This window comes from Polynucleobacter sp. JS-Mosq-20-D10, assembly GCF_018687755.1.
GTDB lineage: Bacteria > Pseudomonadota > Gammaproteobacteria > Burkholderiales > Burkholderiaceae > Polynucleobacter.
Genome location: NZ_CP061305.1, coordinates 1,598,262 through 1,624,491 on the forward strand (window position 1 = coordinate 1,598,262; position 26,230 = coordinate 1,624,491).

Sequence of the window (26,230 nt, forward strand, 5' to 3'; positions counted from 1 at the left end):
CGCAATTATCCACTATCGGCCGCGGCCAGCCTTGCGCATCATGGCTTTTCCGCCCCCAAAGCCTGCCTGAGGCCTGCCGCCAGGGCCGGATGGGCCTTTTGGGGCTGGTGGACGAGCTGCGGGCTTAGCTGCTACGGGCTTAGCGGGGGTCTTTGATTCAGGTTTTTTATCGTCAGTCACTTTTTGCTCCTATGGATATCATATTGCCATGATTACTGACTATTCTATCCAAGCTCTCGCCATTAATGCGATTCCTTTGATTTTCGCTATCACTATTCATGAGGCTGCCCATGGCTATGCAGCCCGTCAATTTGGTGACAATACCGCTTATATGCTCGGGAGAGTCAGCCTCAACCCCATTAAACATATAGATCCGGTGGGTACTATCCTGATTCCCCTCCTGTTGATTCTGAGTGGATCCCCCTTTTTGGTGGGCTATGCCAAGCCAGTACCGGTCAATTTTGGGCGTCTACGCAACCCCCGCATTGACTCTATCTGGGTGGCCTTAGCTGGGCCTGGATCCAATTTCATCCAAGCACTCATTTGGGCCATCCTCCTAATTACCCTCTTTGGTTTTGGCGTGGATGAGCGATTCCTCTTGGCAGTGGCCCAAGCGGGGATCACCTGGAACTTAGTCTTACTAGTATTTAACCTCTTCCCTCTGCCCCCACTAGATGGTGGTCGCATTCTGGCGAGCTTATTGCCAGTTCGACAATCCATCGCCTTCGGAAAACTAGAGCCTTACGGATTCTTTATCGTTCTAGCCCTCGTCTTTACAGGCATCATTGGCAGCTTTTGGATGGAGCCTTTGACAGCCTTTTTTAAGAGTGTTGTTTACTTTGTCACACTTCCCCTGCAAATGCTTTTCTGAAGTATTCTAAAAATTCGAATTCATCAGCAGTAACCCACTGACCTCACTGGAGCTTAACTATGAAACTAAAACAGGTAATTTTTGCCGCCATTGCCCCCGTACTAGCAGCCGGAACAGGCATTGCTTATGCGCAATTTAAAAAACCAGAAGACGCCATTAAATATCGTCAAAGTGCTTTTACGGTAATGGCCAATTCCTTTGGAAAAATTGGCGCGGTTGTTAAAGGCGAAGCACCATTTAATAAGGATGAAGTAGCGAAGAACGCAGCAGTTGTTGCCATGATCTCGACATTACCATGGCAAGCATTTGGTCCAGGTACAGAGGGTGGTAATGCACTTCCAGTCGTATGGTCAGACAACGCTAAATTTAAAGCGGCCGGAGAAAAAATGCAGCTGGCTGTTGCCAACCTGAATACCGCGGCGCAGTCAGGCGATCAAGAAGCAATTAAAAAGGCTTTTGGTGCAGCAGGCGCTACCTGTAAAGGTTGCCATGATGACTTTAAGAAAAAGTAATCACCTAGAAATGAAGTAACCCAGAGTGACCGCAATGAGGCTGAGTAGCAGTAGTGCAAAGCCTCTTTGCAAACTTCCATCCTTGGAAGCATGATCCAAGTCTGCAGAGAGATTCATTTCTGTTTCGCTTGGGTCAATCTCTTTATCGCCCACTAACATGGGCTTAATTAAATTCTCGCCTCTGAATTGCTGGTAATAGAAGATTGCACATAAATGCAGTGCGATCAAAATAATCAGGACTTTTTCATTCTGACGATGAATTGAAGTGAGAAGTTCAACTGTTCCACTGAAAATATACTTTGCAAAAGGCCCCTCGAAGGCAATATCGTCATTTGCAAAAAGGCCGGTTGCCGCTTGAAGGCCAACCGAAAATAGTAAGGCCAGAACAGACAAAGCACCCAAGGGATTATGGCCAAGCCCCGCTTTAGTTTTACCTCTTAAAAAAAGCATTAAGGCCTTTGGGCTTGTTACAAAATGAACGAAGCGCGCATGGTAAGAGCCGACAAAGCCCCAGATGATTCTGAAGATAATTAGACTGAGTACGCAGTAACCAGACAGCGCATGCCAACTCATTGCATTGCCGCCGATCTTGACAGTGACAAAACTCAGAATAATGCCGGCAACTAAGAGCCAATGAAACAGACGAATCGGCAAATCCCAAACGCGGATGATTTTTTTCATATCTAAAGAATAAATCACTACCCCCTTTAGAATAAGAAAAACTCATGAAAACTAGCCAAGCCTTTAAAACTCTGTTGCTCTACCGTACAGGCGCAACCTTGAGCTATCAAATCATGATGGTTGCAGTGGGCTGGCATATTTATGAGATTACCAATAGCGTCATTGCCCTTGGCCTGATTGGTCTTGCCGAGCTGATTCCCTACTTTGCAATAGCACTCTATGCTGGCCATGCGGTAGATCGCCATTCTCGGAAATGGATCGCTGCGATTGCCTGCACTTTGCAGATTGTCGTTGCCTTGTTTCTAGTTGCAATAGCGCTTGACTGGTTGGCACCGCCTGTTCTGTTAATTTATTCAGCAGTAGCTTTTTTAGGCTTAGCTCGTGCACTATTGCGCCCCTCTTATCAGGCCATCTTTGGACAAATTATTCCCCGAGAACAAATGCCACGCTACACCGCGTATGCATCCTCTGCGTTTCAGATTTGCGTGGTAGCTGGGCCGGGTTTGGGTGGGCTCATGATTGGATTTACTGGGCTGGAGTGGACCTATGCCCTGGCTGCATTGAGTAGCGCTGTCGGTCTATATGGAGTGAGCTTCATTCGTATCAAGCATGAAAAGTCAGAAGGCATGAGCAATGATTTCTTAAAGAGTTTTTTGGAGGGCTTTCATTACGTACGAAAACACGAGCTGATTGTCAGTACCATGCTGCTCGATATGTTTGCCGTACTATTCGGCGGCGCAGTATCGATACTCCCCGCCTTTGTGAAAGAGGTTCTCAATGCCGGCCCTGAAACCCTGGGAATTCTGAGGGCAGCGCCAGCAGCTGGGGCTGTGATTGTAGGTCTTTACTTAGCGCGTCGACCCCTGCTAGAAGATTCTGGAAGATATTTATTGTTGTCAGTCGGCGGCTTTGGGATTGCCATTATTGCCTTTGGACTTTCAAACAATCTTTGGCTTTGCGCTCTTTTCTTGTTTATTTCTGGTTGCTTTGACTCTATCTCAGTAGTCATCCGTGGCAGCATTATGCAATTGACTACCCCAGATCAGATGCGGGGCAGGATCAGCGCAATCAATGGGATATTTATTGGCTCCTCTAATGAATTAGGGGCGCTTGAATCTGGAATTGCAGCCAGTCTGATGGGGCTTGTTCCATCCATCGTATTTGGTGGAGCTGCGACCTTGCTCGTTGTCTTGCTGACATACAGGCTTGCACCTCAACTCAGAACACTTAATCTCAAAGACCTGACCTAAAACTGACTTAGTTAAGCTTAGTCAATCTTCGGCAAATCTTTTTGAATAATCTTTAAACCTTCGCGCAAGGCCTCTTGGTAGCGCTCTCGCTCCGCCTTCATGGTTTCTGCAGTCCAAGAATAAAAGCCTTCGCCGGTTTTCATACCTAGCTTGCCACTAGCAATACGCTCACTTAAGCATTTAGCAATATCTGGGGAGTTATTGAGAGTCGGATAAATCGTTGCGCCACCGGCGCCATGCACATCCAATCCAGCGTGGTCTCTCTGCATTGCAGGTCCTGCAGCGATATAACGAAAGCCAAAGCCAAAACGTACGGCCTTATCGATATCTTCCAAGCTAGCAATGCCGGCATCGACCATGGCGAAGGCTTCGCGCGATAAGGCATGCTGTAAGCGATTTGCCAAAAAGCCTGGCAAATCTTTTTTCACGGTAACAGGAACCATGCCGCAAGCCGTCATCAGACGAGAAAGGCTTTCGCCCACCATCGGCGAAGTCTTAACACCGTAGACCACTTCTACACAAGGCACTAAGTGTGCAGGCATGAAGAAGTGTAAGCCAATCATCCGTGCCGCTGTTTTTAGCCCTGCTGAAATATCACTGATTGGAAAACTGGTGCTATTACTCGCCAAGACTGCTTCTGGTTTTGCATATTGTTCTAGTTTGGCAAATAACTCCTGCTTGATATCTAAGCGCTCAGGCACGCATTCGATCACCAAATCGATTTCCGACCAATCTATTTCTTCTAAGGAACCAGCTGTCGAGAGTAAATGTAGGCGGTGCTCATAACCCAGATCGATCATGGTGTTGGCAAAGTAATCGGGTAATAGTGCACGCCGTTCTGTAGTGGGTTCCAACACTTGCACTGCACAGCCCCCGCGTGCGCATACCGCAGCAACATCGGCACCCATGGTGCCACCGCCCACAATGACGACCTTCGTTTCGGATGGGGTAAATAACATCTCAATTTCTCCTTGGGTGGCAAGATAAGGACTACGAATCCCTTTACAATGCTGTCATTATTCCAATAAAAAAGTAAGTGAGACATGATCCCAGTCAATTCAGTGCTGCAGGTCGGACAATTTCCAGAGGTAATGCAAGCAGTCATTGACCAGCGCATCACGCCTGTCCGCCTTCTTGATCCAAATTCCCCAATACCGGCAGGCTCATTTACGAGCATCTTGATACGCTCCAATACCAAATTACCTGTTGCGCTACTAGAGCAGCTGCCTCAAGTACGTATGGTGGCCACCTGCGGTGTTGGTTATGACAACCTCCCTCTTGCTTATCTCAAGACTCACGGTATTGCTGCCAGCAACACCCCAGGGGTATTAAATGATGCTGTCTGCGAATTGGCCATTGGTATGTTATTTGGCTTATTGCGCCGCATTCCACAAGCACATGCTTTTGTGCAAAGCGCAGCCTGGAAAAATGGTCTTTTTACAGTGACTACCACCTTGGCCGGTAAACGCGTTGGTATTGCCGGGATGGGGCGAATTGGGCAGGATCTGGCCAAACGACTTGAACCCTTTAAAGTCAAACTAGCCTATACCGGCCCGACTCAAAAAGATTTGCCCTACGATTTCTATCCAGATATCACTGCTCTGGCACAGGCATCTGACGTCTTATTTCTGACCTGCCCTGCCAGCCCAGAAACAGACAAAATGATCAACGCTACAGTCTTAGATGCTTTAGGGCCGCAGGGCTACCTGATTAATATTGCCCGGGGAAGCGTGGTCGATGAGGCTGCACTTTTAGTTGCACTGCAGCAAAAAAGGATTGCCGGTGCGGCATTAGATGTATTTGAAAATGAGCCCAATCCGAATGGGGGCTTCTTAAATATCGATAATGTTCTACTGACACCGCATATCGGCAGCGCTACCTCCGAAACGCGACAATTAATGACAAATTTAGCAATAAATAATTTAGAAGCTTTTTATAATCAACAGCCACTTCTCACCGAAGTTCAAAATTAAACCGGAGTAAGTATGACCATTTCCCTACACCCTTCAACGCTACCTGCAGTACTCTCACCGGTATTGACACCATTCAAAGCGGATGGCAGTCCAGATGCACAAAAATTACTGAAGCAATGTCAATGGCTTGAAGCTAACGGCGTTGGTCAAGCGATCTTCGGCACGAACTCAGAAGCCAATTCGATGTCAGACCCGCAAAAGATGAACACCTTAACTGCGTTGATCGAAGGCGGCTTGAACCCAGCGCATATGATGCCTGGAACTGGAGCCACCTCAATTGATGCCACCGTGCAGATGACTAAACATGCAGTGCAACACAAGTGTGCCGGCGTGTTGATGTTGCCACCGTTCTACTACAAAGATATTACTGATGATGGTCTCTTCGCCTACTTCTCAGAAGTAATCCAAAAAGTGAGTGATGCAGGATTGCAGATTTATATCTACAACATTCCACCCGTCACGAAGATTAATCTGAGCCTTTCTTTGTTGGAGCGCCTTCATAAAGAGTACCCAAAGACTGTTGTTGGCATGAAAGACAGTTCTGGAGACTGGGCTTATACAGAATCCGTCATCAAGCTCTTGGCACCATCGGGTTTTCGTGTATACGCCGGCAGCGAAGTATTTCTGATGCGCGCCCTGCGGGCAGGTGGGGTTGGCTGTATCTCCGCAACTGCTAACGTAAACCCTAGGGCTATCGCTGAATTAGCCGCGCATTGGAGAGAATCTGATGCAGATCAACGTCAAGATGCCCTTGATCAAGTACGCTCAGTATTTGCTCAATATCAAATGATTGCCGGCATGAAAACTGCCGTTGCGCACTACAGTAAAGATGCTGAATGGTTACGCGTGCGTCCACCACTGATGCAACTGAGCGCAGACCAGCAAGCAAAGTTATTGAACGAGCTGCAAAAGATTAATTTCAGCATGCCAGGTCTTTAATTTAATAGATACAAAACCGGAGACAAAAATGAAGCTTATAAAAGTAATAGCTGTATCCATCACTATGTTGTTCGGCGCTGCACAAGCGCAAAATATCTCTATTGCAACCGGCGGTACTGGTGGCGTTTATTACCCAATGGGTGGAGGCCTTGCCTCAGTCTTATCTAAGCATGTACCAGGAATGTCAGCAACTGCTGAAGTTACAGGTGGGTCGGTTGATAATTTAAAACTCGTTGGTACTGGCAAACCTTACGTTGGTTTCTCAATGGCTGATGCTGCCAAAGATGCTAAGGATGGTGAGGATAAATTCAAGGACAAGCCAATCGATTTACGCAACTTACTCATACTGTATCCAAATCTAATGCACGTTGCTACCGTGGAATCCACTGGCATTAAGACCATGAAAGATCTCAAAGGTAAGCGCATCAGTACAGGCTCACCAGGCAGTGCCACTGAAGTAATGGCTTTTCGCTTGTTAGAGGCTGCAGGGTTGGATAAAGACAAAGATGTCAAGCGTGAACGCTTGAGCGTTGCTGAATCTGTCAATGCTGTCAAAGATCGTAAGATTGACGCATTCTTTTGGGTAGGTGGATTACCAACTGCTGCTGTTACCGATTTAGCAAACAGTCCTAGTATGAAAATTGTCATGATAGACACTACTGCTGAAATTCCTGCCATGAATAAAAAATATGGCAATCTGTATTTCCCATCAGTGATTACAAAGCAAACTTATAGCGGCATGGAGAAAGATAACAAAGTTGCAGCGGTTGCCAATCTGTTGGTTGTGAACGCTTCTATGTCTGATGCAGAGGCATACAAAATTGTTAAAGCCATTTTTGATAATCAGCTTGAACTTGTCCGCTCACATGCTGAGTACAGAAATATCAAGCTAGAGAACCAAAAAGCGAATGCCTCACCGATTGCCTATCATCCAGGCGCATTAAAGTACTTTAAAGAAAAAGGTATCAAAGTAAACTAAGCCATATCGGGGTGAGTTAATCTCACCCCTTCTGCTTTAGTGCCGCACATAAATATAAAAATAGATTGATAAAGACATGAACCAAAATGTAATTGATAACGAAACCCAAGAAAAATTAGATGCCTTCATTAAGCAAGAAGAGGGCGATTCTAATGACTACAAAGGTCTGCTGGCTATATTCATTACGCTGGTGGCAATAGGTATGTCTTTATTTCATTTATATGCAGCCTACTCGATTGTTCCAACGCATCAGCTCAGAGTTATCCACGTTGCCCTAGTCTTGTTTTTAGTGTTCTTAAGCTTTCCTATTGCCGCTCGTTTTAAAAACAAGTTAATGATTTGGGATGTTTTATTTGCTTTAGGCTCAGTTGCTATTGCCTATTACATTCTGGCCGGCGGCGATGGACTCATGGACAGAAATACTGCCCCTAATTCTACTGACGTCATGGTTGGTATTGCTCTCATCCTGCTCATTCTAGAGGGCGTCAGAAGAACGAATGGCATGGTGCTCGTTACCGTTACTGCGCTTTTCTTGCTATACGCCTTCTTTGGCAACTACCTTCCCGCCCCATGGACTCACAAAGGTTATGACTTAGATCGGCTCGTGGGTTATATGTACATGAGTCTTGAGGGCATCTATGGAACCGCAGTTGACGTCTCTGCAACCCTAATTATTCTTTTCACTATCTTTGGCGCTTTTTTACAATTTACTGGCGCAGGAAAATTCTTCATCGACTTCTCTTTTGCCGCAATGGGCGGCAAATCATCTGGGGTGGGTAGAACGATTGTCCTATCCTCCTTCCTGATGGGTGGCCCATCAGGATCGGGCGTAGCAACTACCGTCACGGTCGGCTCTGTAGCTGCACCGATGCTTGATAAAGTAGGTTACGAAAAAAATGCCGCAGGTGGTCTTTTGGCTGCAGGCGGACTTGGTGCGATCATCTCACCACCCGTATTGGGAGCGGCCGCCTTTCTGATTGCTGACTTCCTCAAAATCTCCTATTTGGATGTGTTGCTCATGGCAACTATCCCCACGATTCTGTTCTACCTTGGCTTGTTTGTTATGGTTGAAATCGACGTACGTAAGTACGGCATGAAAAATATTCATTTCCCATCCACAGAAAGCGCCTGGCAGTTAACTAAAAAATATTGGTTTCATTTTTTCTCTTTGATTTCTATTGTAGTTTTTATGATGTTTGGCTTCTCGCCAGTGATGTCAGTCTTTTGGGCTACCGTTGTTTCTGCGCTGTCTAGCATGTTGCGCGAAGATACCGCAATCATTCCCTGGGCTTGGTTTAAAGGTAAAGAACCCATACTTTCTGGTCTTTACAATTCCAGTTTATCGAAGGCACTCTCATCTGGCTCTACAGGCGTCTTGGCAATTGCAGCAACCTGTGCGGGTGCAGGCCTCATCGTTGGTACTGTTACCCTCACTGGCCTAGGTCTCAAATTTAGCTCCATCGTGATTCAATATGCGGGAGGCTCATTGCTGCTAACGGCTATTTTTACAGCATTGATTGTCTGGATCGTTGGCCTCGCAGTACCAGTAACCGCCTCTTATATTATTTGCGCCGTGATCGCTGCGCCGGCACTCATTAACTTAGGCGTGCCCGCATTTGCTGCACACATGTTCATCTTCTATTACGCCGTACTTTCAGAGGTGTCGCCCCCTACCGCTTTATCTCCATTCGCCGCAGCCGCAATTTGTAAAGGCAATCCCTATAGAACTACTTTACAAACCTGGAAATACGTCGCCCCAGCAATCTTGGTGCCATTTATGTTTGTCCTCGATAAATCAGGCGTGAGCTTGCTTCTAATGGGATCTACCAGCGCTCTAGAGCAGGCCGACTGGACGCAGATTGCATGGATTTCATTTACTGCTGTAGTTGGCATCATTTGTTTAGCCGGCGGCTTGCAGGGTTGGTTTATTGAAAAAACGAAATTATTTGAGCGCCTCATCATGGTGATCTCCGGGGTGGCCTTAGCCTATCCCTCCACGGAGGCGGATCTGATTGGTTTTATTGGATTTGCTTTGGTACTCATCACCCAACTCATGACTCACTACAAACTCAATCCCAAATCTACCTGAACATATTGAAGTAGTTCAAGATCATAAAAAATCCCGCCTCTTGAGCGGGATTTTTTATTGCCGAGAATGTAAATGCATTAAATAATCTTTGTCCAAGCAGTCTTACCAGCATACTTTTTGATGGCAGCTTCATCAAACTCAAATCCTAAGCCCGGTGTCTTATGTAAGATCAAATCACCATTCTTGAAAGTGAGCTGCTTATTAATTAATCTTCGGAAGTTCAAGACCTGATCATCCAAGAAGAATTCCACAAACCGTGCATTTGGCGTTGCTGCCACTAAAGGAGCATGCAGATCATGCATCCAATGTGGGCAAACAATCACACCCTTTAAATCTGCATATGCAGAAATGCGACGCCATTCCGTGATGCCGCCACAGACTGCCGCATCAGACTGCAATATAGCGACGCCACCAGCTTCAATTAACTCCCTAAAACGCCAGCGTCCAGCCTCCATCTCACCAGTAGCAACGTTGATCTTGGTTTGACGGGCTAGGGCCGCATGTAGATCGATAGCATCTGGAGAAAATGGCTCTTCGATCCAATAGGGGTTATAAGCCTCAAAGCGGCGAATGTATTCAAGGGCAGTCGGTAAATCGCGCCAAGCATTGTTAGCATCTAAGGTCAGTAAAACATCCTCGCCTACAGCCTTACGAGCAGCTTTCACCCGCGCCTCTTCTTCTCTTGGGGATAAGCGCCCTACTTTCATTTTGACAGCCTTAAAGCCCTGTTTTACGTAGGACTCCATTTCTTTGCCCAACATGGCGGGCGTTTTACCATCAAGGTAGTAACCACCGCTGGCATAAGCTGGAACGCGATCATCTACGACCGATCCTAAGTATTGGTGGAGAGGCAATTTCGCAGCACGAGCATTGAGGTCCCAAAGGGCAGTATCAAGGATTGAGATGCCACGCATTACTGCACCGGCGCGCCCGTGCAAAATAGACTCGTTATACATATCCATCCACAGACCTTCGCTGCGATGACTATTTTGACCAATTAGTTTTGGGGCTAGCAATTGCTCAACGGCAATCTTGGCAATATCTCCGCCCGCACTACCGACATAGCAAAACCCAATACCTTCATTGCCATCCTTGCCCCGCACTTTCACCAAGCAATAGTGCCGCTCCGAAACCGTTCGAGTGGAAAAGGAGGTGACCTTATCTAGAGGCACCGCAACTGCAGCAACTGATACTGACTCAATAATAGGCATGAGAATTCCTTTAACGAAAAATGAATTGTATCTACAACTTTTGCCACTTTCCTTGACCAACTTCAATAGAAAATTGCTGCACTACAACATAAAAAACAGGGGGCTGGGCAACAATATTGGATAATTGAGCAGTGAAAAAAATAGCGGGCCAATTACCTTACTTATTGAGAAACGTCATCAACGTTGCCGGAGTCTCTCTGATCGTATTGATTTCAAGCGCGCAAGCACAACAAGCAAGTGAAGCAAGTAAGGCTAGCAAAACCCCTCAGATAAAACCAAAAGCTGTTAGCACTAGTACTAAGCAGGCCGGCATTCAGCTAAAAGACAATTCACTCAATCGCCCTAGCAAGAGTATGAACTTCAATCCTGAATTATTTAAACGGATCGAGAGTACATACAACAATGAAAGTGGTGCGAATCTGGACTATCGCGTCCAGCGCGGTTGCCTACGTCGTAGCTTTAAAGAGGAGAATCTTCCAGCTACCCTAGGCGTGGACAATCGAGAATTGAATGAGTTCTTCAAATCTCAAACTAAAGGTTTTTTTAATCGAATGCGGGGCACTTGCATTCCTTATGCATTGGCTTTGGGTAACCGCAACCGCTTCGAATCCTTAAGCGTAATGAATGGCCCGATACAGGATGCCAAGACTGAGATTTGGACTTTTACACCATCAGCAGCGGGTAACTTCTTAATTCAGCAGGACTACCTTAGAGATGAGTCCAAGCGCTTTACGGAAGTCCAATTGCCCCTGAGCGCAGTTTTGTATGATCCCAAAAAAGTGGGTGATAAATTACCTGTTGAACTGGTTTGGGAGCTGAACTCCATCATCAAGCAAATTTACCCCGAAGAAAATAATGTTCTTGAAAGTACGAATAGCATTGTTCGTTTGATTGTGGATTTTGGCGATAAGGAACGTTGGGCTCAAATTTGGGCGGCGGAAATCATTGAACCGTCTTCTGGTGAAGTATTTGCCAGCGCTTTTTGGGTCGAAAGAAGTGATATCCCGGGGGGCTTTTATACCGCCAGCAGAGAATCGATTGAACGCACCTTTTGGACTAATCCCCTGAGCTATCGACGCATCTCCCGCGGCGTAGGTAGCGTAAGAGCATCAAGCAAAAAAGCTGCGCCACAAAAGAACGGTAGCGCTACTGTCGCCGCTCCTAAGCAAAGATATCGAACCCATATGGGAATTGATTATTCGGCGCCAATTGGGACGCCAATCTTTAGCGTAGCCACAGGCAAGGTAGTGCATTTGGGCTTCAGTGGCGCGTTTGGCAACCTCATCATCCTCGAGCATCCTGGTAACTACCGCACCTACTATGCCCATTTGAGCAACTACAACGCAGAACTGGAAGTGGGTAATGAAGTACGGCGTGGTCTAGAGATTGGCTATGTCGGATCGACTGGACGCTCCACTGGCCCCCATCTCCATTTTGAACTGAGAAAGGATGGGGTCTATGTTGATCCCTACGCCGTAAAAACTCAGCTGGATTTGTGGAATATGCGCGATAGCGATAGTGGATTACTAACCCGAGAAATTCTACTGCTGGGTACACCACCGATCAACTAACAAATGCAAATCAGCAATTGAAAAGGGGCCCTATGGGCCCCTTTATTTCTGATACACCCGGTATTAACCAAGTACCAATACCGGTATCTTGGAATGCACAATAAGCTCGTGCGTTTCGCTACCCAATAAGAGACTCTTAATGCCGGTACGCTTGTGTGAGGCCATCACAATCACGTCAGACTTCGATTTCTTAGCGGCATCCAAAATACCCTCTGATAGATTGCTATTAGAGACATGAAGGACGCTTACTTTTACGGTGGCACCTAATAAAAGAGAGGCCTTTTTGAAGACATCTTTGGCATAAGCTTCGCAGACCTTCTTATGGTCTTTTTGAGAAATTCCGTAACCCATAGAGCTATCGGAATACACCATCGGCGGCAATGGATCAGAAACATAAACCAATGTCACTGCAGCTTTATCTACCTTTGCAAGCTCAGCCACCTTTTTTAAGGACTTTTTACTCACATCTGAACCATCAACTGGCACTAATAAATGCTTGAACATATTGACTCCTGTTAAATTAACTCTAATACCTTCCATTCCATCATAATCTTTATTGTTCAACTGTAAAAGCCTAAAAAAGGACACTAAATTGCTCAAGTACTTTGCAGTGTATTTTTCATTTCTAATACTACTGATCGTCATCGATTTAATTTGGCTTCTTGGCATTGCTAAGAATCTCTATCGTGACGAGATGGGTTCGCTCATGGCTAGTGAGCCAAAATTGTGGGCAGGACTAGTCTTTTATCTCTTATACGCGCTTGGGGCATCGATTTTCGTGATCTTTCCAGCGATTTCAAAACAGTCCTGGATATATGCGGCGCAGTATGGGGCCCTATTTGGCTTCTTTTGCTACATGACTTACGATCTAACCAATCTTGCAGTAATTCGTGACTTTCCCATGCGCTTGGCATTTGTAGACATTACCTGGGGATCTGCTGTTACAGCGCTATCCGCAACTATCGCCTACTGGGTTGGCAATCGGATGGCTTAAAAGCCTTTCGCACATGCGTTTTTTTCACCCCAAACTACTCGACTCCCTCAAGGGCTATAACAGCGTCCTGTTCAGCAAAGATATATTGGCAGGCATCACGGTTGGGATAGTTGCACTACCTTTAGCAATGGCATTTGCGATTGCTAGCGGACTCAAGCCGGAAGCTGGCATCTTCACCGCCATCATTGCTGGTGGGTTAATTTCTGTCTTAGGCGGCAGTCGAGTACAAATTGGTGGGCCAGCTGGCGCATTCATCGTCATCGTTTACGGCATTGTTGAACACTATGGCGTTGCTAATTTACTCCTAGCAACTGTAATGTCTGGTGTATTTTTATTTCTAATGGGTCTCTTTCGGCTGGGGACATTAATTCGCTTTATTCCAATCGCGGTCATTATTGGTTTTACCAACGGCATCGCTGTGCTAATCGGCCTATCTCAAGTAAAAGAATTTTTTGGTCTTCAAATTACTAAAATGCCTGCTGAGTTTTTTCAAGCAGTCCAAACTCTGTATGCTGCTGCCGACACGGTTAACCCTGTCGCTTTAATAATATCGATCGGAACCCTCGCCTTTCTGATTACTTGGAGAGTCTTTCAAAAACAGCTTGGCTATCTTGATCACCTTCCAGGTACTGTCATTGCTATGGCTGCGGCCACCATAGTGACGAGTGCATTTAACCTTCCGGTAGATACCATCGGCAGTCGTTTTGGCGGCATACCCTCTGGTCTACCCAGCTTTGAATGGATCCCCATTAGCTGGAGTACCGCTCAATTTGTAATTGCGCCAGCAATTACTCTCGCCCTGCTTGGGGCGATTGAGTCGCTACTGTGTGCCCGGATTGCTGATGGCCTGATTCATGATCGTCACGAGTCCAATCAGGAGCTGATGGCTCAGGGTGCTGCCAATGTAGTCACTCCATTCTTTGGTGGCATGCCAGCTACAGGAACCATTGCTAGAACAGTCACCAATATACAGAGCGGAGCAAGTACCCCAATTGCCGGGGTCGTTCACTCGATCACCTTGCTAGTGATTATTTTATTTGGAGCCCCGCTGGCAAAAAATATTCCTCTGGCTAGCCTAGCTGCCATCCTCATGTTTATTGCTTGGAATATGGGTGAATGGAGAAAGTTTGCAGACCTCAAGCAATTTCGACTGCCTTATCGCCTAACGATGTTGAGCGTATTTTTTCTAACTATCGTGTTAGACCTCACTATCGCAATACAAGTGGGGTTAATGCTTGCTTTCGTTACCTTCATTTATCGCATCTCGAGTTTGTCACGCTATGAACCCGTCAATCTCACCGATTTTCCAGAGCTAAAGGAGTATCAGGGCACTATTGCTGCATTCAGAATTTATGGCGCTATCTTTTTCGGCGCAGTCAAAATTCTGGAGAACATTGAAAACGAATTACCCTCCAAAGTATTGATACTTGATCTTAAGAATGTGATCTACATCGACGTTTCCGGAATGGATGCCGTACTTGAACTTGAAGCAGTTTGTAAAAATCGCAACATTAAGCTCATAGTTTGTGGGCTAGCCCATCAACCCTACGAGATGGCCACTCGAGCAGGCCTCTTAGATCGCCTGCCTGTTGATTGCATCTACCCAGACCTACAACAGTGTATCGCGGGAGCAATCAGATAATCCCATTAACTGATACAGAAACCAACTTTAAGTAAAGCTTCCGGCAAATACCAGGCGCGATAAAGTCCAAATAGTGCAGCTGACAACAAAAGACCTGCAGCAATATATCTCACCACAGCATATTGACTCAGTTGTGCCAGAGCCGCTGAAAATTTTGAAATCAGCAACAGATTAGGTAAGGTACCTAGGCCAAATGCCAGCATCAGCGCTGCGCCTGTTAAGACATCCCCTGATAAAAAGGCGAGCGGTAAAACACTGTAGACCAAACCACAGGGAACTAAGCCCCACACCATCCCACTAAACCAGCGAGATGAGCGGCCTGTAAAACCCCCTAAATATTGAGCCCAATACGTAGCCATTTTTGTGCCAAGCCACCTCCCTAGCAAGAGAGGACTCTTTGATCTTGGACGTAAAAGACTCAAACTCATTGCCAACAAAAGAAGTGATGTGATGGCAAACAAAGGGCGCTGAATAGGCATTATATTTTGCTGCCAAAGAACTGCACCAGCCCAAGCAGCCAAGGCACCAAGCAAAACATAGGTCATCAAACGTCCAGCGTGCATGATGAGCTGAAGATAAAATAGCTCAGACTTACTTTGCAATGGAATAGAGGTTGCTCCACTAGAGTTGCCTTGACGCTCCACTGCTGCAGCAATGCCGCCGCACATCAAAGCGCAGTGCCACCCACTGACTAGAGCACCCAAGAAGACCGCCAATAGAAGACTAGCAGTCAGCATTCCAGAGAAATATTAAAAGTACACATTATCCGAGTAGAATAAACTGATCTGATAACTTGATCTATATGAATTACACCAACTCAGATGTCCCTAGTGGCAAATGCTCAGTCTGTGTACTGGGTCAGTTTTGCTTGCCTGTGGGAATTAGTCCATCTGACATTGCCAAGATTGACTCCCTCGTAAAAGAGCGGGTTCACCTACAAAAAGGTGAAAGTCTCTACCGCCATGGTGATCCACTTTCTGCGGTCTACAGCATTCGTTTTGGCACCCTCAAGACAGAGTATGGCTTAGAAGATGGGCGTCAACAAGTTATTGGCTTTCATCTACCCGGCGAGATCTTAGGGCTTGATGGTATCGGTGAGGGCAACTATCAATCTGAAGCGATTGCTCTGGAAGAGAGTGATGTTTGCATTATTCGCTATGAGGCATTTGAGGACTTAGCACGCCAAATTCCAGAACTACAAAAGCAATTTCACCGCATTCTGAGTCGTGAACTCACACAAGATCAGCGTCACCTACTCTCACTTGGTAGTTTGCGTGCAGAGGAGCGTTTAGCGACCTTCCTCCTAAATCTTTCTCAACGCCTGGCTGCGAGAGGCTACCTCAATAATGAATTTGATTTGCGCATGAGTCGAGTAGAAATTGGCAGCTATCTCGGCATTCAGATTGAAACGGTGAGTCGAATGCTTTCACGCTTTGCCGAATCAGGACTAATTCAAATTAAACAGCGTCATATCAAGCTCATTGATGTGGACGGACTGTATGAACTAGCCGGTATCCCAAACCCAGAACGTACAGTTCAGATCAAACCATACGCCTAGTTCGAATCTATATTAAGCTTTTATCTGGGTTCTTAGCATCAGCGTTAATCCCCGGAAGAACATAGGCTGTCAGGGCGCTCGAAAATGAGCAAAAGATCCAAATAACAAAAAATCCAATAGTGTAAATACCCTCATCTGAAATATTGGGGTGATTGCCAAAAAACAATAGCTCAGCAGGATGCACAATACTGAAGAATAGGCCCTCGGCCAAGATAGAGACCAAGAATGAAGGCCACATAATCCAGATGAATAGGCGGTACTTCATTTGCGGTCCTGCTCCACTTTGAGTCCGTGCTTCACAACACCATCTCGTACTGGCTTATCTGCATAGAGATTGACCGCCAAATAAATAGTAATCACACAGCCAATGGCAGCAACTGCTGGGCCACTGATCAGTAGCCAGGGCCAGAGCTGCTTGAACCACGGTTTATTTATTTCGTGTTCTGACATGTTTTTCCTCTCTCTATCATTCGCTATATAGCTTAGCGGGGAATAATAAAACTCGATTTTTCATCGCGCATTCTGACAATCAACTCACTGCCAGATACTTCTTGCCCAATCACATCAAAGTGAATTGGATAATTACCGGGCTCATGCAAACCTACGGTAGTACTTACTTTCACTGGAATCAACAGATTACTGGCTGGACCTACTGCAATCCCCGTGACCAACTCTCCTTGAGAATTGAGTATTCTTAAATCCGATAAGCCGCTTGCCTTGAGCTGAACATTCATATGATTTTCTGATGCATTCATAATCTGAATGCGGTAGATGTTTTCAATACGTACGCCCTCCACTTCGCGAGCCAATGCTCCACGATCACGCATCACATCAACCCTCAAAGGATTTCGGGTGACTAATGAGATTAAGAAGGCGCTAGTGAGTACGGTAATAAAAGCAATGTAGATCAAAACACGTGGTCGTAAGATATGACGTATTGCACTTTGATTGCTTTCTTTTTCTTCAATAGCGCGCTCGGTTGTATACCGAATCAAACCCTTTGGATAATCTACCTTTTCCATTACTTGATCACAAGCATCAATGCAGGCACCGCAACCAATACACATGTATTGCAGACCATCTCGGATATCAATTCCGGTTGGGCAGACTTGCACACAAATACTGCAATCTACGCAATCACCTAGACCCAGAGTTGCATGATCTGCTGACTTATTACGACTACCCCTTGGCTCACCACGTATCTTATCGTAGGTAACCAAGAAAGTATCCTTGTCTACCATCACACTTTGGAAGCGTGCATATGGGCACATATATTTACAGACTTGCTCACGCATGAAACCCGCGTTACCCCAAGTAGCAAAGCTATAGAAACACAGCCAAAAGGTTTGCCATGGCCCCAAAGAAAGATGCAAGATTGCGGCACTGAGCGTTTCAATTGGGGTGAAATAGCCAATGAAAGTAAACCCAGTCCAAAAAGCAATCAAAAGCCACAGGAAGTGCTTAGTAATTTTGAGGCGCCACTTATGAATACCCCAAGGCCACTCTTGTCCATCTAAGCGAATCCGGGCAAAACGATCGCCCTCAACTTTACGCTCGATCCACATAAAAATTTCGGTATAGACCGTTTGGGGACAAGCGTAGCCACAAAATAATCGGCCCGCAATAGCCGTAAATAAAAAGAGAGCTAAGGCAGAGAGAATTAATAGGAGCGTCAGATAAATGACATCCTGTGGCCACAGTACAAGGCCGAAGATATAAAACTTACGCTGAATTAAATCGAATAGTACCGCTTGACGATCATTCCAAGTAATCCAAGGCAGACCATAAAACAATAATTGCGTTGCAAATACTAAGATGAGACGCCAACGAGCAAATAAGCCACTAACAGATCGTGGGTAAATCTTTCGCCGGATCTCGTAAAGAGATTCCTCGATGACATCTATAGGAATAGGCTTTCCTACGGGCGAATGATCTGACACTGATTACTTAGCTGCAGTTGTCTTGTTGTTGGACAAACCCCAAACATAAGCAGTCAAAAGATGAATCTTTTCAGGGCTCAATACTTTATCTTGAGATGGCATCATGGCCATCCGGCCTTTAGTAAGAGTCTCCACAATAGTTGCCTCTGATCCACCATATAGCCAAGTCTTATCAGTCAGGTTAGGCGCACCCAAGGCAATATTGCCCTTACCATCCACGCCATGACACGCCACGCAATTGGATTTAAATACTTCTGCACCACCAGCAACTTTTGTCTCATCAGCAGGCAGACCAGACAAACTGCGAACATAGTTGGCTAAATCTACAATCTGCGCAGTCTCGAGATGTCCATATGCAGGCATCACTCCATTGCGTCCGTTAATGAGGGTCGTCTTAATATTTTCAGGAGATCCACCGTAGAGCCAATCTCCATCAGTCAAATTAGGGAAGCCTTTTGCGCCGCCCGCATCTGAACCATGGCACTGAGCACAGGAGTTTAAGAACAAACGTTGACCCATTTCGCGCGCCTTGGGATCAGCGGCAACTTGCTCGATATCCATTTGCACGTATTTAGCGTACACCGGCTTCAACTCATCATTAGCCTCCGTCATGGAGCTCATCAAAGCACCGTCAGTGGTATAGCCAACCACCCCTGGAAATGAACCCAAACCCGGAAATAAAACCAGGTAGACCAAGCCAAAGATGCAAGATAGTAAGAACATCCAAGCCCACCAGCGCGGCAATGGATTATTGAGCTCACGCAAATCGCCATCCCAAACATGGCCTGTATCCGCTACTGCACCATCTACCGTATGAATTACCTTGGCCTTACGTTGTGAAGCCAGAAGCCAGATACACCAAACAATACCGACTAATGAAACTAGCGCGATGTAATTACTCCAACCGCTACTAAAAAAATCACTCATGATTTGTCCTTACTAAATTCATCTGGAAGATCAAATGGAAGTTCGGCTGATTCTTCATTGGCCGACTTTCTACCTGGAGACCAGGCCCACCAAACAATTCCTACAAAAAAGGCGAGTCCAATGACGGTCGAAAAAGCGGAGAGATAAGCTGTGATCTGTTCCATTTGATTTATTTCGCAACAACTTCATCAACAATGATGTAGCGACGATTAATACCTAAACCTTGAAGGTAGGCAATTAAAGCATCCTCTTCAGTCTTACCTTCCAACTCCTTAGGAGCGTTAGCAATCATCTCATCAGTGTAAGGAACACCTAAACGACGCATTGCCACCATATGAGACTGAATCGAAGAAGCATCTGCAGCACTTTTCTGTAACCAAGGGTAACCAGGCATATTGGACTCAGGAACCACATCACGCGGGTTACGCAAGTGGATACGATGCCAATCATCGGAGTAACGAGCGCCAACGCGAGCTAAGTCAGGGCCAGTACGTTTACTACCCCATAAGAACGGATGATCAAATACTGACTCGCCAGCCAAGGAATAAGGGCCGTAACGCTCAACCTCTGAGCGTAATGTACGGATCTGCTGTGAGTGACAGCCAACACAACCTTCACGCTGATAGATATCGCGGCCAGCCAAACGCAATGCTGTGTATGGCGCTACACCAGGGCTTGGTTCAGTGGTTGTGTGCTGAAAGAATAGAGGAACGATTTGCACTAAACCAGCAATCGATACCACAATGATGGTGGCAATAATTAACCAGCCAACATTTTTTTCAAGCGTTCCGTGGGAAAAGAATTTATTTTCGCTAGACATTTTTCTTCCCCTTAGTGAACAACTGCAGATGTTTGTGGAATGGGGGCATTGACGAATGTTTTACCAATCACTGTCTTATAAACGTTATATGCCATCAAGAACATACCGCCTAAGTAACAGAGGCCGCCTAACAAACGGATCACATAAAAAGGATAGGTTGCCTTTACAGACTCAACAAAGCTGTAAGTCAATGTACCGTCTGGTTCAAATGCTCTCCACATCAAGCCTTGCATTACTCCGGCAATCCACATCGCAGCGATGTAAAGCACCACACCGATCGTAGCGATCCAGAAATGCACCTCAATCAAGCGGGTGCTGTACATATCTTTTTGCCCTACTAAACGGGGGATGAGGTAGTACAGGGAGCCAATCGTAATCATGGCAACCCACCCTAGGGCTCCTGAATGAACGTGACCAATAGTCCAGTCGGTGTAATGCGACAAGCTATTCACAGTCTTGATAGACATCATTGAACCTTCAAACGTGGACATACCGTAGAAAGACAATGCCACTACCAAGAATTTTAAGATTGGATCCGTGCGCAATTTAAACCAAGCACCGGACAAAGTCATGATGCCGTTGATCATGCCGCCCCATGATGGAGCCAACAAAATAATTGAGAACACAGTTCCAAGGGACTGTGTCCAGTCAGGCAAGGATGTATGTTGCAAATGATGGGGTCCCGCCCACATATAGGTGAAGTTCAAAGCCCAGAAATGGACTATGGACAAACGATATGAATAGATTGGACGTTCTGCTTGTTTAGGAATGAAGTAGTACATCATGCCCAAGAAGCTGGTCGTTAAGAAGAAGCCAACCGCATTGTGGCCATACCACCATTGCACCATGGCATCTTGTACCCCGGCATATGCGGAATAGGATTTCCACATGCTGGCTGGCATTTCCAAATTATTAAAAATATGCAGAATGGCAATGGTCAGGATATACGCACCGAAGAACCAATTGGAGACATAAATATGCTTTGTTTTACGTTTCATAATGGTGCCGAAAAACACCACAGCATAGGCAACCCAAACCAAAGTGATCAGAATATCAATTGGCCACTCCAGTTCTGCGTACTCTTTAGAGCTTGATATACCCAGAGGTAAAGTAATTGCGGCTAGCACAATCACCAACTGCCAACCCCAGAAAGTAAAAGCGGCTAGCTTATCGCAAAAGAGTCTTGCCTGACATGTGCGCTGCACGATGTAATAGGACGTTGCAAATAAGGCCGATCCACCGAATGCGAAAATGACCGCATTGGTATGCAATGGACGTAAGCGACCGTAACTTAACCAAGGAATATTAAAAGTGATGTCAGGCCAAATTAGCTGTGCCGCCAGGACAACCCCCACGAGCATACCCACAATTCCCCAAAGTACCGTAACGATGGCAAATTGGCTAACAACCTTGTAATTGAAGGTATTTTGATTGCTCCCCACGGTAAGTCCCATGGTCTCTCCTTTTTTGTGACCTAACAGCGACATAATCCAAACAGACTAGATTGATTATCAAAGTTAGGATGAAATATCGTTTTGATCTATATCAAAAAGAATACGTGCATTTATACTTTTTGCAACTAGATTGAGTGGCTCACCCTACCTAACTACTTAAAAAATAAAGTTATTTTTTATAGTGATCACTGATATTTTTGGATTTAGGCGTATCGTCATCCATCAAAATCGCCTCCCCCGGACCGTCTAGATCATCAAATTGACCCGCCTTCACAGACCAAAAGAAAATCCAGGCCAAGAGCCCGATTAAAAGCAAGGAAATAGGGATTAAGAGAAAAAGGCTTTCCATCCCTGTAGTCTAGGCCTTTCTGAGGCGCCAGGCATTTAATGTCACCCCCAAGGAGGATAGGGACATGCCGATACCAGCAACCCAGGGGTTGACCCACCCCATCATCGCTATTGGAATGGCCAGCAAGTTATAGACCAGTGCCCACATCAAGTTTTCTTTAATAATCCGCTGCGTTTTATCAGCTAGTAATAGCGAGTTGGCCAAAGGGGCTAGGGAGCTTGCAGTCAAAATTGCATCTGCACCAGCTGTAGCAAGGGGTGCACCCGCCCCGACCGCAATCGAAACATCTGCCCGCGCCAATAAAGGAGCGTCATTAATGCCGTCACCAATGGCCCAAACAAAACGACCCTGATTTTGTAGGCCTGCAATATAGCGATATTTATCCTCTGGTGAGCATGCACCTTTGAACCGATCGATACCAACATGCTGCGCCCACCATGCCACCGTTGCTAAATCATCTCCTGAAACCAAATGGACGGTAATCTTATGAGACCGTACTGCAGTTAATAGCTTCTCTAGCCCTGCCCTTGGAGTGTCTAAGAATAGAAAGCTCGCAATCAACCCTTTGCTATCCGCTAAATGTACTTGTCCATACTGCCCCTCTTGCGCAATCTGCTGAACGCCCAGCCAGGCAGCACTTCCCAGTCGATAAGTACCCGAACTCAGGCCTTTGCCCAATTGATTGATAACCGCCTCAGGCAAAGAACTTAGTGCAAGATTTTCAGCTTCTGCAGCACGCAGGAGTGATAGTGCAAGAGGATGTTTTTGACCCGCCTCCATTGATGCAGCAATTCTCAGTGCATCTTCTCTAGAAAAATCTGGGCGAGCAACTAGGACTTCTTTTAATTCTGGTTGACCCATGGTGAGAGTGCCCGTTTTGTCCAGCACCAAATCCGTTGCTTTGACCAAACCTTCTAGTACATGGCCACGCACAATCAATAAACCGAGCTTTGTTACAGCCCCTTGGGCTGCAGCCATCGCCGTTGGTACGGCGAGAGATAGGGCACAAGGACAGCTAGCAACCAGTACAGAGACCAAAACAGTCCAAGCTCTACTGGGGTCGATGTAGTACCAAATTGCAGAAGATAAAAAGGCGGCCATCAACAGAAAACCAACAAAATATCCAGCCCACTTTTCTGCGAGGCTCACCATGACAGGCTTCGCTTGCAATGCTTGATCAAGTAATGCGGCGATGCCTGCAATACGAGTAGATTGGCCCACAGCATCGATTCTCATCAATATGGGATTGAGAATATTGTGCGTACCTGCATACACTCGATCACCAATCTGCTTATCAATCGGTTTGGATTCGCCAGTAAGTAGTGACTCATCTAAAGAGCTCTCATACTCAATCAAAATGCCGTCAGCCGGAACGACATCACCTGGAGGAACGCGCAGAACTTCACCAGGGCTACAGTTAACCACTGGCACAATTTCAACTTGCTGAGATGAAGGATAGTTCGGCACTCTCTCACACGTAGCAGGCAATTGCTTTGCCAGCGCCTCCGCTCCACCCTGTGCATCTTGTCGCGCCAATAACTCTACGTAGCGTGCCGCCAAAATAAAGGCAACAAACATGGTGATGGAATCAAAATAGCCTTGACCTGTGCCTGTCACGAGATTGACGGTACCTGCACTAAATGCTAGGGTGAGAGCCAAAGCAATAGGCACATCCATACCCAACATATGGGTTTGCCCAAACGAAGCAACACTCCTCCAGGCTGCTCGGAAAATGGGGCCTGCTGAATAAGTCATTACTGGAACCGTGAGGGCCCAACTAGACCAACCCAATAGCAGACCATACTCCACCGTAATGTCACTGTCACCTACATAGGTTGGCCAGGCATACATCATGACTTGCATCATGCCTAGTAATGCAACCCCCAGTCTCGTAAGTAATTGACGGCGTTCTTTTTTGGACTTTTCTATTGAGACTGAAGGCTCAAAAGGCCATGCCTCGTAACCAATGCGCTCAATTTCAAAGAGCAAGCGAGCGAGACTGGTTTTCTCAGGGGAAAATTCCACCTTGACCTTTTGACTAACGTAATTAATCTGTACATCTTTGACGCCAGGGGTACGTCGTAAGTGCTGCTCACATAACCACACACAAGCAGCACAGCGAATCTTCTCTAGTCGTAGAGTGGTCTCTAGATAGCCACCATCACCACTCGGGCGAGTGTATCGACTAAGCAAAGAGGGGTCGTCATAAGGAGCTAGGCCGTCAGGAATTTCATTTGAAGCAAGGTAGGTCGCGGGCTTATCACTTGACTGTGCGCGGCGCGCATAGAACACTTCCAAGCCTTCGCCATGAATCGTTTGCGCAACTGCCATACAACCAGCGCAACAGAATTGTCTATTGACATCACCAAGCTCAAGCTCATAAGAGTCGTTCGGAAGAATAAAGCTGCCACAGTGATAACAGCTATTACTTGGCAAACTAGAACTCATAAATAAATCATGAATTGCGGGTTAGAGACCCACTAACCCAGCCATTACGACGCTCATACAGCACAAAGAGAACACCCCAAATCACTACAGCTGCATAAGCCCAGACCCAAGATATTTGCGTAGTGCGTGAGCCAGTTAAGTCGAGTACAAAACCAAAAATAGCTGGGCCCAACAACCCGCCACCAAAGCCCATTAGGGAATGGAGTCCCATTGCCGCGCCTTTAATATTCTCTTGAGCACTAATGACTAAGCCTGCAGTTAAGGTGGCGGAATCGGCCATGATGAAAATCGTATGCCCCACTGCTAAGGCAATAATCAACCACCAAGATTGTCCTGTTGACAAGGCGAGCGCCACACCAAATGCTGCACTAGACAGCATGACAAAGAAAATCCATTTTTGGCGCCCTATTCTTAAGGCAATCTCATTTCCGATAATGGATGCAGGAACGCCAAAGAAATTAATCACGCCCGCAAGAGTGGTTGCAGTTAATAGAAAGGGATCGCCTGTCGCAATTGCACAGAAACCAAAAAAGGCCACAATCCAACTACGGCAAGCAAATAACTCGATGGAGTGAGCGGTATAACCAAAGATAAATCCCGAGGCTGTTTTATCTTGCAAGACTAAGCGCCACTTATCAAGCGGAAAAATATCGTGAAAACGAATGCGTATTGGACTGTGCCACTTTTCATGAGCGAGTGCAGGAATAAATAAGAGCACAATCAACAATGCCGTAAATGGACCTAAGGCGATGATTCCAAAAACATAGCGCCAGCCCAAGCTATTTAAGATCCAACCAGAGCAAAGATAAGAGAAGCCAGTGCCAATACCAAAGAATGCGGTATAAAAAGCAATGTGACGGGTCAGCTCGCCGGTTTTAATGCGATCTGACAGAATTTTTAAGCCAGGCATATAAGTACCCGCTAAACCGACTCCATTGAGCGCCATCAATATCAAGGCGGTCCAGAAGTTATAAGCAAAGAGGCTCATGCCGAGTAATCCACAGGTCGCCGAAAGACCGCCCACGAGATAGACTTTTTTTGCATCAACGCGATCGGTGAGAGCCGTTGCCAATGGGACCATCAGCATGTAACCAAAGAAGAAGGCGCTAGCAATGAGACCAGACTGTAAATTACTGAGATGCCATTCATCTTGTAATGTTGTTAACACCACTGCGTAACAGGCAAAACCCAATAGCGCACAAGTTTGCGCCATCAGCATCAGGGGTGTGTAACCAGTGGGTTTCAAACGCATAAGAACTTACTGCTGACTACTATTAGGGGAATCCTGAAAGCCGTTTGAGCGGAAAGTGAGCACCAAAGTATCTCTATATCCGTATTCTCCCAAGGGCTGAATCGGGGTAGATTCATGAATCATTCTTTCATCATTCATCAGCAATAGAGACCAGGGCTCGGTGAGGGTAAATCGCAGACCGGCAGAACCGGTTGCACTAAAAATTCGGGTCTCGCCACCTTTAATGCCAACCCGATTTAGCAAAAAGACAGCTACAAAATCGACGCCATCACGATGAGCCCCCTCAGGCGTTGGCCGCCCAATCCCATCAGTCGTATCAATTCGAAATTGGTGAGCCTCAATAAACCAGGTGTTTACTTGCTTAATGCTATTCAGAATATGAGCCAATCCCAGTAAAAGAGCATGCCAAGCAGGGTTACTAGTGAGCTCAGCTTGCGAAGGCTCAAACCAGCGCTCAATACCACCATGCAGGGCGTTGTAATTGACAGACTGCCAGTGGGCACGATGCGGCACGATAGCCAAAGATTCTCCTTTGACCTCAAAGCTTGAATGTCGGCGAAAGCGATACCGCCCACCGTCCTTAAGATAAGGATCCCGAGGTAAACCTTCCCAGAACTGAGTGAGATTCCGTAGCTGATCAAGATCCACATGTGCAATTTCCGCAACATCCTGAGCAGAGACAACTGCAAAACCATCATCTCGCAAAGATTGAACCATCTCCCTAGCGGGTGTCAGTGGAGGTAAAAGGCTGGAAAGAGTCATCGGTTTAT

The 26,230-nt window shown here is 46.2% G+C and carries 28 protein-coding genes; 11 read left to right on the forward strand and 17 right to left on the reverse strand.

The features are described from left to right. Positions 1-12 precede the first annotated feature (12 nt). Complete coding sequence (locus tag FD967_RS08240; RefSeq protein ID WP_215325527.1) at positions 13-180, reverse strand: hypothetical protein; 168 nt, start codon at positions 178-180, stop codon at positions 13-15. Between the two features lie 28 nt (positions 181-208). Here FD967_RS08240 and FD967_RS08245 point away from each other — a divergent pair, with 28 nt between their 5' ends. After that, the gene (locus FD967_RS08245; RefSeq protein ID WP_215325528.1) at positions 209-871 is read left to right on the forward strand and encodes a site-2 protease family protein; all 663 of its coding nucleotides are present in this window, start codon (positions 209-211) and stop codon (positions 869-871) included. A gap of 59 nt (positions 872-930) precedes the next feature. Further along, positions 931-1,383 carry a cytochrome c gene (locus FD967_RS08250; protein WP_215325530.1) on the forward strand — a complete coding sequence of 151 codons (453 nt, stop codon included), beginning with the start codon at positions 931-933 and terminating at the stop codon, positions 1,381-1,383. Here the strand turns inward: FD967_RS08250 and FD967_RS08255 are convergent, their stop codons facing one another. Continuing rightward, complete coding sequence (locus FD967_RS08255; RefSeq protein ID WP_215325531.1) at positions 1,384-2,064, reverse strand: cytochrome b/b6 domain-containing protein; 681 nt, start codon at positions 2,062-2,064, stop codon at positions 1,384-1,386. A gap of 44 nt (positions 2,065-2,108) precedes the next feature. Here FD967_RS08255 and FD967_RS08260 point away from each other — a divergent pair, with 44 nt between their 5' ends. Then, a complete protein-coding gene (locus FD967_RS08260) occupies positions 2,109-3,314 on the forward strand; it encodes an MFS transporter (protein ID WP_215325532.1) in 1,206 nt (401 codons plus the stop codon). Between the two features lie 17 nt (positions 3,315-3,331). Here FD967_RS08260 and FD967_RS08265 read toward each other — a convergent pair whose 3' ends face one another. Further along, positions 3,332-4,273: a 3-hydroxyacyl-CoA dehydrogenase family protein gene (locus tag FD967_RS08265; RefSeq protein WP_215325533.1), complete on the reverse strand. Its 942-nt coding sequence runs from the start codon at positions 4,271-4,273 to the stop codon at positions 3,332-3,334. Between the two features lie 84 nt (positions 4,274-4,357). Between FD967_RS08265 and FD967_RS08270 the strand changes: the two genes are divergently transcribed. The 4 genes from FD967_RS08270 (at position 4,358) to FD967_RS08285 (ending at position 9,294) form a co-directional block, all read left to right on the forward strand. Next, entirely contained in the window at positions 4,358-5,287 is a 930-nt protein-coding gene (locus FD967_RS08270; protein ID WP_215325534.1) for a 2-hydroxyacid dehydrogenase, read from the forward strand. A 12-nt stretch (positions 5,288-5,299) separates the two neighbouring features. Further along, positions 5,300-6,226 carry a dihydrodipicolinate synthase family protein gene (locus FD967_RS08275; RefSeq protein ID WP_215325535.1) on the forward strand — a complete coding sequence of 309 codons (927 nt, stop codon included), beginning with the start codon at positions 5,300-5,302 and terminating at the stop codon, positions 6,224-6,226. 28 nt (positions 6,227-6,254) lie between these two features. Continuing rightward, a complete protein-coding gene (locus FD967_RS08280; RefSeq protein ID WP_215325536.1) occupies positions 6,255-7,205 on the forward strand; it encodes a TAXI family TRAP transporter solute-binding subunit in 951 nt (316 codons plus the stop codon). Positions 7,206-7,281: 76 nt separating this feature from the next. Beyond that, positions 7,282-9,294 (forward strand): TRAP transporter fused permease subunit, encoded by a 2,013-nt coding sequence (locus FD967_RS08285; RefSeq protein WP_215325537.1) that lies wholly within the window; start codon positions 7,282-7,284, stop codon positions 9,292-9,294. Positions 9,295-9,371: 77 nt separating this feature from the next. Here FD967_RS08285 and FD967_RS08290 read toward each other — a convergent pair whose 3' ends face one another. Then, positions 9,372-10,505, reverse strand: coding sequence for a mandelate racemase/muconate lactonizing enzyme family protein (locus tag FD967_RS08290; protein WP_215325538.1), 1,134 nt, complete (start codon positions 10,503-10,505; stop codon positions 9,372-9,374). Positions 10,506-10,636: 131 nt separating this feature from the next. On the opposite strand from FD967_RS08290, the gene FD967_RS08295 reads away from it, so the two are divergent. After that, positions 10,637-12,076: a M23 family metallopeptidase gene (locus FD967_RS08295; protein ID WP_251369015.1), complete on the forward strand. Its 1,440-nt coding sequence runs from the start codon at positions 10,637-10,639 to the stop codon at positions 12,074-12,076. 63 nt (positions 12,077-12,139) lie between these two features. On the opposite strand, the gene FD967_RS08300 is transcribed toward FD967_RS08295, so the two are convergent. Next, entirely contained in the window at positions 12,140-12,580 is a 441-nt protein-coding gene (locus tag FD967_RS08300) for a universal stress protein (RefSeq protein WP_215325539.1), read from the reverse strand. An 88-nt stretch (positions 12,581-12,668) separates the two neighbouring features. Here FD967_RS08300 and FD967_RS08305 point away from each other — a divergent pair, with 88 nt between their 5' ends. Next, entirely contained in the window at positions 12,669-13,070 is a 402-nt protein-coding gene (locus tag FD967_RS08305) for a DUF2177 family protein (protein WP_215325540.1), read from the forward strand. Positions 13,071-13,083: 13 nt separating this feature from the next. Next, entirely contained in the window at positions 13,084-14,712 is a 1,629-nt protein-coding gene (locus FD967_RS08310; protein WP_215325541.1) for a SulP family inorganic anion transporter, read from the forward strand. A gap of 5 nt (positions 14,713-14,717) precedes the next feature. Here the strand turns inward: FD967_RS08310 and FD967_RS08315 are convergent, their stop codons facing one another. Further along, complete coding sequence (locus FD967_RS08315) at positions 14,718-15,449, reverse strand: sulfite exporter TauE/SafE family protein (protein ID WP_215325542.1); 732 nt, start codon at positions 15,447-15,449, stop codon at positions 14,718-14,720. A gap of 65 nt (positions 15,450-15,514) precedes the next feature. Between FD967_RS08315 and FD967_RS08320 the strand changes: the two genes are divergently transcribed. Further along, on the forward strand, positions 15,515-16,270 hold the full coding sequence (locus FD967_RS08320; RefSeq protein WP_215325543.1) for a helix-turn-helix domain-containing protein: 756 nt from the start codon (positions 15,515-15,517) through the stop codon (positions 16,268-16,270). Positions 16,271-16,277: 7 nt separating this feature from the next. On the opposite strand, the gene FD967_RS08325 is transcribed toward FD967_RS08320, so the two are convergent. The 11 genes from FD967_RS08325 to FD967_RS08375 form a co-directional block, all read right to left on the reverse strand. Beyond that, on the reverse strand, positions 16,278-16,535 hold the full coding sequence (locus FD967_RS08325; protein WP_215325544.1) for a hypothetical protein: 258 nt from the start codon (positions 16,533-16,535) through the stop codon (positions 16,278-16,280). Continuing rightward, positions 16,532-16,720 (reverse strand): FixH family protein, encoded by a 189-nt coding sequence (locus FD967_RS08330; RefSeq protein ID WP_215325545.1) that lies wholly within the window; start codon positions 16,718-16,720, stop codon positions 16,532-16,534. The genes FD967_RS08325 and FD967_RS08330 overlap by 4 nt, the downstream gene beginning before the upstream one ends. Before the next feature lie 32 nt (positions 16,721-16,752). Continuing rightward, positions 16,753-18,210 (reverse strand): cytochrome c oxidase accessory protein CcoG, encoded by a 1,458-nt coding sequence (gene ccoG / locus FD967_RS08335; RefSeq protein WP_215325546.1) that lies wholly within the window; start codon positions 18,208-18,210, stop codon positions 16,753-16,755. Positions 18,211-18,213: 3 nt separating this feature from the next. Next, positions 18,214-19,137 (reverse strand): cytochrome-c oxidase, cbb3-type subunit III, encoded by a 924-nt coding sequence (ccoP, locus tag FD967_RS08340; protein WP_215325547.1) that lies wholly within the window; start codon positions 19,135-19,137, stop codon positions 18,214-18,216. Beyond that, positions 19,134-19,301 (reverse strand): CcoQ/FixQ family Cbb3-type cytochrome c oxidase assembly chaperone, encoded by a 168-nt coding sequence (locus FD967_RS08345; RefSeq protein ID WP_046330648.1) that lies wholly within the window; start codon positions 19,299-19,301, stop codon positions 19,134-19,136. Before FD967_RS08345 ends, ccoP begins: the two co-directional genes overlap by 4 nt. A 5-nt stretch (positions 19,302-19,306) precedes the next feature. Beyond that, positions 19,307-19,957, reverse strand: a complete 651-nt coding sequence (gene ccoO / locus FD967_RS08350) for a cytochrome-c oxidase, cbb3-type subunit II (RefSeq protein ID WP_215325548.1) — start codon at positions 19,955-19,957, stop codon at positions 19,307-19,309. 11 nt (positions 19,958-19,968) lie between these two features. Further along, on the reverse strand, positions 19,969-21,411 hold the full coding sequence (gene ccoN / locus FD967_RS08355) for a cytochrome-c oxidase, cbb3-type subunit I (RefSeq protein WP_215325549.1): 1,443 nt from the start codon (positions 21,409-21,411) through the stop codon (positions 19,969-19,971). 169 nt (positions 21,412-21,580) lie between these two features. Beyond that, positions 21,581-21,760: a cbb3-type cytochrome oxidase assembly protein CcoS gene (gene ccoS / locus FD967_RS08360; protein ID WP_215325550.1), complete on the reverse strand. Its 180-nt coding sequence runs from the start codon at positions 21,758-21,760 to the stop codon at positions 21,581-21,583. 9 nt (positions 21,761-21,769) lie between these two features. After that, complete coding sequence (locus FD967_RS08365; RefSeq protein ID WP_215325552.1) at positions 21,770-24,208, reverse strand: heavy metal translocating P-type ATPase; 2,439 nt, start codon at positions 24,206-24,208, stop codon at positions 21,770-21,772. A 7-nt stretch (positions 24,209-24,215) separates the two neighbouring features. Beyond that, entirely contained in the window at positions 24,216-25,460 is a 1,245-nt protein-coding gene (locus FD967_RS08370; protein WP_215325554.1) for a nitrate/nitrite transporter, read from the reverse strand. A 6-nt stretch (positions 25,461-25,466) separates the two neighbouring features. Then, a complete protein-coding gene (locus FD967_RS08375) occupies positions 25,467-26,222 on the reverse strand; it encodes a 2OG-Fe dioxygenase family protein (protein WP_215325556.1) in 756 nt (251 codons plus the stop codon). Positions 26,223-26,230 lie beyond the last annotated feature (8 nt).